The organism is Kitasatospora sp. MBT66 (assembly GCF_000710405.2).
Lineage (GTDB): Bacteria > Actinomycetota > Actinomycetes > Streptomycetales > Streptomycetaceae > Kitasatospora > Kitasatospora purpeofusca.
In genome coordinates, this window is record NZ_JAIY01000010.1 from 170487 (window position 1) to 172891 (window position 2405).

Annotated in this window: 2 pseudogenes; both read right to left on the reverse strand. The window is 79.7% G+C overall.

From position 1 onward, the window contains the following. A pseudogene (locus BI06_RS51175) lies at positions 1-1234 on the reverse strand (hypothetical protein); the annotation flags it as partial. 580 nt (positions 1235-1814) lie between these two features. Beyond that, a pseudogene (locus tag BI06_RS49680) lies at positions 1815-2405 on the reverse strand (hypothetical protein); the annotation flags it as partial.

The window sequence follows — 2405 nt, forward strand, 5'->3', positions numbered from 1 at the left end:
CGGGCTCGGCGACCGGCTCGACCTGCGGGAGGCCGTGCGGGGTCGGCGCGGCGAGGAAGGCGGAGATGCGGCGCGGCTGACCGCCCCCGGCCTGTGCCTCGGCGGCGGCTTCGGCGGCAGCGGCGGAACCCTCGGCGGCGGGAGCCTCGGCGGTCGGAGCCTCGGCGATGGGAGCCCCGGCCGGGGCCTCGACGGCGACGGCGGCCGGCTCGACGACGGCCGGCTCGGTGTTCCCGGGTGCCGCGGTGGTCTCGGGGACGGCCTCGACCGGCGCCTCGACGACCGCCTCGGCCACGACCGGCGCCTCGACCGGAACGGCAACGGGCAGCACGGCGGGAGGCTGCTGGACGGCGGCCTCGACCGGCTGCGGCGCGGGTACGGGCTGGACGGCGACGGGCACGGCCACCGGCTCGGGCTGGACGGCGGCCGGAACCACCGGGATGCCGTGCGCGGGCGTGCTGCCGGTCGACGGGCCGCGGTCGGCCAGCGAGCGGACCGGGACCTGGCCGGTCATCAGGGACGGGTCCGGGATCGGCGGCCCGGCGTGCAGCGGTCGGCGCGGCGACTGAACGGCCGTCACCGGCTCGGGGCCCTGCTGCTGGGCCGGCACGGTCTGGACGCCGGGGGCGGCCTGCGGCGCGAAGCCGTGGGGGGCGCCGGCCTGGTCGGCGCCGAGCACGGGCGGCTCCAGCGGCGGCCAGGACGGCTCGACGGGAGTGCCGGGCGGGGTCTGCGGGTCGGCGGCCTGGTCGGCGGCGGGCGCCGTCGGCTCGCCCCAGGAGCCCTGCGGACCGGGCATCAGCAGGACGTCGTCCTCGTCGTCGAGGCCGTCCGGCTGGTCGACGAAGTGGAACGTCGGGCGCGGGGCGGCGGCCCAGGCGTCACCGGCGGCGCCGGGCGCTCCGGGGGCGGGCGCGGCGAATCCGGGCGCGCCGAGCGGGGTGCCCGGTGCGGGGACGCCCGGTGCCGGGACACCCTGCACGGGCACGGCCTGGGCCGGCACTCCGTGGGCCGGGACGCCGTGGGCGGGTACGCCCTGCGGCGGGAGGACGGCGGCGCCGGGCGGGACCGCACCGGGAACGCCGACCCCGGGCACACCGGGGAGGGTGCCGTCCAGCGCGACGCCCTGTACGGGTGCGACAGCCGCGACGCCCTCCGGGCCGCCGAGCCGGTCGGGCCCGGCGAGCAGGTGCTCCGGCAGTCCCTCGTTCGGGACGTGGCCGCCATCGGTCATGTCAAAGCTCCTTCCAGGCCGCTGCCGCGCCCTCGGCGACACGATCACCGACCGCAGCGCCCATCCGCACGGGCCGGGCCTGCACCGGCCCGCCCCTCAATCACACACGGCCGCCGCGCCGAGGCGCTGCGGCCGAAATCCTTCCGGCGCGCTGCGGCACCCCGGCCCGCGCGCCACCCGGGTGGGGCGGCGCGTCATCTGAGACAACGACAAGCCGGGGCAACCGGCACGACCGCACCGGACCCTACGGCATTCTCCAGGTCCGGCGGGCGGCCCGTCGAATTGCCCACACTCCGAACCCCGTCGGTCTGCGCCATGTCAGAAAGGCACCGGACCCGACCGGATCGGGCGGGCTGTCGGACACCGCAGCCGTCCCGGACGCCACACTACCGGCCCGGGGAGGCCGCCTCCCGAATCGGTGTCCGGATGCGACCTGGATCACCGTCCGGCCGGGCCGTGCGCCGGGTCCGGGCCCACGGCCCGACCGGAGGGCACGGCGGGCGGACGCGGCCGGAGGGCCCGGGGACGCGTGGATCGGCACCGGCTCCCACCGGGATCACCACCCGGCGCCACCGGGTCTTCACGGTTTCTGCGCGCCCCAGAGCAGGAAGGTGCCCGGGTCGCCCATGCCGAGGCGCAGGCCGGGTCCGTCGGCGGCGGCCCCGGCGGGCGGGAGCAGCGGCGCGGACTGGAGCAGCGCGCCGTCGGCGCGGTAGCCGGCGCCGGCGATGACGCGGCGGACCTCCTCGGCCTCGGCGAGGGTGCGGGCGACGGCGACGATCCGTTCGGGGCGGCGGGAGAGCACGGCGCGCACGGCTTCCGGGCCGCCGGTCTCGACGACGGCGGCGTCGGGTTCGGGGAGTTCGCCGAGGACGTCGGGGCCCCGGCCGTGGACGATCTCGACCTCGACGCCGTAGCGGCGGGCGTTGACGGCGAGCCGGGCGCAGGCGGAGCGGTCGGCCTCGACGGCGACGACGGCCGCGCCGAAGCGGGCGGCGTCGACGGCGAGGGCGCCGCTGCCGGCGCCGACGGTCCAGACGAGGTCGCCGGGGCGGGCACCCAGGCGGGCGAGCACGAGCGCGCGGACGTGCGCCGGGAGCGTGTCGGATGCGCCGGGTGCGCCGGGGTCGGCGGGGGCGCCCGGTGGGGCGGGGGTGCGGCCGGTGCCGGT